This window comes from Kitasatospora sp. NPDC091257 (genome assembly GCF_044757675.1).
GTDB classification, from domain to species: Bacteria; Actinomycetota; Actinomycetes; order Streptomycetales; family Streptomycetaceae; genus Kitasatospora; species Kitasatospora lactacystinica.
In genome coordinates, this window is record NZ_JBIVVI010000709.1 from 1 (window position 1) to 4816 (window position 4816).

At 73.2% G+C, this 4816-nt stretch carries 5 protein-coding genes; 3 read left to right on the top strand and 2 right to left on the bottom strand.

Annotated elements, in window-relative coordinates:
- Positions 1 to 216 precede the first annotated feature (216 nt).
- Entirely contained in the window at positions 217 to 2004 is a 1788-nt protein-coding gene (locus ACIQOV_RS27840) for a diguanylate cyclase domain-containing protein (protein WP_401053107.1), read from the bottom strand.
- A gap of 362 nt (positions 2005 to 2366) precedes the next feature.
- Here ACIQOV_RS27840 and ACIQOV_RS27845 point away from each other — a divergent pair, with 362 nt between their 5' ends.
- A complete protein-coding gene (locus ACIQOV_RS27845) occupies positions 2367 to 2903 on the top strand; it encodes a flavin reductase family protein (protein WP_387695577.1) in 537 nt (178 codons plus the stop codon).
- A gap of 12 nt (positions 2904 to 2915) precedes the next feature.
- Here the strand turns inward: ACIQOV_RS27845 and arfB are convergent, their stop codons facing one another.
- Positions 2916 to 3350: an alternative ribosome rescue aminoacyl-tRNA hydrolase ArfB gene (arfB, locus tag ACIQOV_RS27850; RefSeq protein WP_401053109.1), complete on the bottom strand. Its 435-nt coding sequence runs from the start codon at positions 3348 to 3350 to the stop codon at positions 2916 to 2918.
- Positions 3351 to 3449: 99 nt separating this feature from the next.
- Between arfB and ACIQOV_RS27855 the strand changes: the two genes are divergently transcribed.
- Entirely contained in the window at positions 3450 to 3947 is a 498-nt protein-coding gene (locus ACIQOV_RS27855) for a hypothetical protein (RefSeq protein WP_380554233.1), read from the top strand.
- A gap of 134 nt (positions 3948 to 4081) precedes the next feature.
- On the top strand, positions 4082 to 4657 hold the full coding sequence (locus ACIQOV_RS27860) for a TerD family protein (RefSeq protein WP_359909342.1): 576 nt from the start codon (positions 4082 to 4084) through the stop codon (positions 4655 to 4657).
- Positions 4658 to 4816: the final 159 nt, after the last annotated feature.

Genomic DNA, 4816 nt, shown 5'->3' on the forward strand with positions numbered 1-4816 from the left:
CCCTGGCCCTCGGGCACTCCGTTGCTGCCGGCGGTCGTCACGGTGGTCTGCTCCCCCATCCGGTGCGCCGCCTGCTGCGGGCGGCGCAGATCATGGACGCTGTCGTACCGGGAACCCTACCTGTCGTATGTGACGGCGGGAAAAGACCCCTTGACAACTCGCGGGTAACCCGGGCCGACCTGGGCGGACCCGAGCCCGCACCGGCCGTCCGCCGGCTCAGCCCGCGCGCCGGTGCGAGCGCTCGCCGCGCGCACCGCGCACCGCCCCGCCCCGGGCCCGCTTCTCGTCGTACATCCGCTCGTCGGCGGTGTGCAGCACCTCCTCGATGCTCATCCCGCAGCCGGCCCAGCCGACCCCGAGGCTCACCCCCACCCGCATCGCCCGTCCGTCGATCCGCATCGGCGGGATGATGGCGCCCCGCAGCCGGTGGGCGAGGTCCTTGGCCTCCTCACGGCCGATCCCGTCGGCCAGCACCACGAACTCGTCACCGCCGAGCCGGGCCACCGTGTCACCGTCCCGGACGGCCTGGCTCAGCCGCCGGGCCACCTCGACCAGCACCGCGTCGCCCGCGTTGTGACCGAACCGGTCGTTGATCGACTTGAATCCGTCCAGGTCGCAGAAGAGCACCGCGAGCCCCTTGTCCACCGCCGCCGCGCCGCCTGAGCGGAACGGCGCCGACCAGGCTTCGCCGCCCGGCCCGTACTCGGCCGGGACCACCGCGTGGACGTGCTCCCCGTAGCCCGGGCCGAGCCCGCTCGGCAGGCCCTCGGGCAGTCCGTAGCCGTGCACCGGCCCGGCGTACGGGTCCGCGCCCTCCAGCCGCCCGTGCGCCGTGTGCGCGCTGTAGGAGTCGGCCGGGTAGCCGTACGGCTGCGGGTAGGCCGCCTCGACCTGGCCGGCCGCGGCGCCGACCGGCTGCGGCTGGGCGCAGAGCCGGCGGGCCAGCCGGGTCTTGAGCTCGGCGCCGTTCGGCAGCCCGGTGAGCGCGTCGTGGCTGGCCCGGTGGGCGAGCTGGAACTCGTGCCGCTTGCGGTCCTCGATGTCCTCGACGTGGGTGAGCAGGAAGCTCGGGCCCTCGGCCGCGTCCGCGACGATCGAGTTGCGCAGGCAGACCCACTGGTAGCCGCCGTCCCGCCGGGACAGCCGCAGCTCCGCGCGGCCGCTCTCGGCGCTGGTGCGCTCCAGCAGCGCCCGGTCCTCGGGGTGCACGAGGTCGGCGAAGCTCTGCTGCCGCAGCACCGCCCGGGGCCGGCCGAGCAGCCGGCAGAGCGCGTCGTTGACCCTGGTCAGCTGGCCGCGCCCGACGCCGTGCAGCTCGGTGATCGCCATCCCGCTGGGCGCGTACTCGAAGGCCTGGCGGAAGCTCTCCTCGCTGGCCCGCAGCGCCTGCTGCTCCTTCTCCAGGCGGGCCAGCGCGCGTTGCATCTCGGCCCGCAGCCGGGCGTTGCCGATCGCGATGGAGGCCTGCAGGGAGAACATCTCCAGCGCCTCGCGGGTCCACGCCCCGGGCCGCTTGCCGCTGCGCGGGCGGTCCACCGAGAGGACGCCGAGGAGGTCGCCGCCTGCGCTGTACATCGGGGCGAGCAGCCCGTCTGCGGGGTGCCAGTCGTTGGCGTACACCGGCAGCGGGCTGTCCCCGATCCAGCGCGGGATGTCGCTGGCGACGGCCCAGCCGCGGTCGTACGGCAGGAAGCGCAGGGTGCCCCAGTGGTCGCTGACGCCGAGCAGCCGGTCCCAGGACTCCCGGGAGCCGACCTGGCCGAGCAGCACGGAGGGGCCGCCCATCGGGCTCTCCTCCAGCTCCCAGACGGCCGCCACCACGAGGTCGCCGTCCGGCCGGACCAGGCTGACGGCGGCGGCGTCGAAGCCGAGCCCGTGCACCGCGCCTTCGACAACGGCCTGGAGCGTGCCAGCGAGGCTGCGGGCAGCGTTGAGGTCCGCCACGACCCGGTGCAAGGTGCGGAGGGTCGCGAGACGGACGTACGGCTCCGACTCGGCTTCCATGCGGGGGCTCCCCGGCTGCTTCGGATAGTTCTTGATTGGTTATCGTCCGATTGCCAGAAGAACTGAATCACAGGGAGCACAGCGCTCGGCACGCTCGGTCAGCAATAGGCCATCACTTGTGACTTAAATCACACGACACTAATGCGCCCTTAATCAGTTCATCTGTCCCATAGCGGGACATAAAGCGCTATCGGCACATTTCTGGTGGTCGACCGCATGGGCCCCGGACTGAAGCCGACTGGGCCCGCCGGTCCGGCCGCTTCACTCCTGAGGGTGAGTTCGGCCACCGGGCGCAACCCTTCGGCCGGAGCGCCGGTCCTACGACCAAGGCCCGATGCCGTTCCTCCCGGGTGACGACTACCGTGCGGTACGTGTACCCGTCCCCGCAGCCCGAAGCTGCCCCCCACGCCACGCCCGACGAGTTCCGGGCTGCCCTCTCCCAGCTCGCCGCCGGCGTGAGCCTGGTGACCGTCCACGACCCGGAGGACGGCGAGGACGTCGGCATGACCGCCACGTCCTTCCTCTCGGTGTCACTGGAGCCGCCGCTGGTACTGATCTCGGTCCGCGAGGACTCCCGGATGGACGAGGTGCTCTCCCGGACGGACACCTGGGCGGTCTCGGTGCTGACCGAGGGACAGAAGACGCTCGGCTCCCGGTTCGCCATGAAGGGCCGGCTCAGCGACCGGCTGCTGTTCGCGGACACCCCGCACCGACGCGGCCCGCGCACCGGCGCACCGCTGATCGACGGCGCGCTGGCCACCGTCGAGTGCCGCACCGAGCAGCGGATACCCGCCGGCGACCACACCCTGCTGCTCGGCCGCGTCCTGGAGGCCGTGGTCCCCGACCCGGCCGGCCGCCCGCTGCTCTACTTCCGCGGCGGCTACCGCACCCTCGGCTGAACCGCCCGCCGGCTACTCGCCGCCGCGCGGCGCCCGGCGGCCCTGCTTCAGTTCGGAGCGGAGCCGCTTGTTGGTCAGCCGCCGCTCGACCGTCCCCCGGCTCGGCCTGGTCGCCCGCCGGGCCTTCGGCGGCGGTGCGCACGCCTCGCTCAGCAGCGCCGACAGCCGGGCCGCGGCCGCCTCCCGGTTGCGCCACTGCGAGCGGAACTCCGAGGCCTGGACGACCAGCACCCGGCCGTCCACCAGCCGGCCGGCCAGCCGCTCCAGCGCACGCTCGCGCCACACCTCGGGCAGCGCCCCGGTCGATGCCAGGTCGAAGCGCAGCTCGGCCTTGGAGTCGGAGGTGTTGACGTGCTGGCCGCCGGGGCCGGAGGAACGCGAGAAGCGCCAGACGAGCTCGGCGTCGGGGACGACCACCGACCCCCGTACGCGGATGGGCTCGGACATGCGTCCATCATCCCGCGCCCGGCCCGCCCGGTCACCCGGTTATCGGTACGCCCCCGCGCCCGCGCACCCGGTTACCCCGATCCGCCCCGAGCCCCGACAATGGCGTACGTGATCGAGCTCGGCTACTCCCTCTCCAACCGTTTCCCCGACCCCCCGCAGACGGACTACCGCACCGCGTCGGTGCACGCCCTGCGCTACGACCTGTTCTGCGGCGACGTCTACCTGGACGGCGAGGGCTCGGACCTGTCCACCGCCTGGGGCTGGGTTCCGGTGCTCGACTTCGCCTGGGCGCTGTGCGACGTCGCCGAGCTCCTGGACCGCGACCCGGACGGCGGCCGGGCCGCCCGGGTGCAGACCGCCGACCTCGACTTCACCCAGAACACCGAGCTGCTGCGCTTCGCCCGCCGCTTCAACTGGGTCGAGGTCACCGCCACCTGGCTGCCGGACGAGCCGCCGGTGGTGGTCCGCCACGGCGAACTGCGGCGCGAGGCCCGGGACTTCCTCCAGGACACCCTGGCCGACCTCTTCGACATGCACCCCGGCCTGGCCGACAATCCGAACATCTGGACTCTGCAGGGCCGGTTCCGGCGGATCTGACACCGGCTTTGCCCGGGCTTTGCCCTCCGATTGGCGCCCGCGAAGAATTCACGCTTCCTGCGGAACCAAGCCGCCGGAGTATTGCGTTGTCCCGGGAAAAAGCGCACGAAGCGAACGAAGGGACTGCAATCGTCATGCCAGTGAGCCTCTCCAAGGGTGGCAACGTCTCGCTGACCAAGGAGGCCCCCGGTCTGTCCGCGGTCACCGTCGGCCTGGGTTGGGACGTCCGCACCACGACCGGCGCCGAGTTCGACCTCGACGCCAGCGCGATCGTCCTGAACGCGGACGGCAAGGTGCTGTCCAACGCCCATTTCGTGTTCTTCAACAACACCAGCACGCCGGACAACACCGTCGTGCACACCGGTGACAACCGCACCGGTGAGGGCGCGGGCGACGACGAGGCGCTCAACATCAGCCTGTCCGGCCTGCCGGCCGAGGCCGTCAAGATCACCTTCCCGGTCACCATCTACGACGGCGTCGCCCGCGGCCAGAACTTCGGCCAGGTCCGCAACGCCTACATCCGCGTGGTGAACGCGGCCGGCGGCGCCGAGATCGCCCGCTACGACCTCTCCGAGGACGCCGCCACCGAGACCGCGATGATCTTCGGCGAGCTCTACCGCAACGGCGCGGAGTGGAAGTTCCGCGCCGTCGGCCAGGGCTACGCCTCCGGCCTGGCCGGCATCGCCCAGGACTTCGGCGTGCAGATCTGACGCACCCGCGGGAAACACCGCGGCGGGGGGGGGGGGGGGGGGGCGCCGGCCCCCCCCCCGGGGGGCGGGCGGGGGGGGCGGGGCCCCCCCCCCCCGGGGGGCGCCCCCCCCCCGGGGGGGGGGGCGCGCGCCCGCCCGGCGGCCGGGGCCGGGCCGCCC

Excerpts from the sequence above, each read along its gene's own strand:
- ACIQOV_RS27840 (WP_401053107.1), bottom strand. The coding sequence starts at position 2,004 with ATGGAAGCCGAGTCGGAGCCGTACGTCCGTCTCGCGACCCTCCGCACC.
- arfB (WP_401053109.1), bottom strand. The coding sequence starts at position 3,350 with ATGTCCGAGCCCATCCGCGTACGGGGGTCGGTGGTCGTCCCCGACGCC.
- ACIQOV_RS27855 (WP_380554233.1), top strand. The coding sequence starts at position 3,450 with ATGGCGTACGTGATCGAGCTCGGCTACTCCCTCTCCAACCGTTTCCCC.
- ACIQOV_RS27860 (WP_359909342.1), top strand. The coding sequence starts at position 4,082 with ATGCCAGTGAGCCTCTCCAAGGGTGGCAACGTCTCGCTGACCAAGGAG.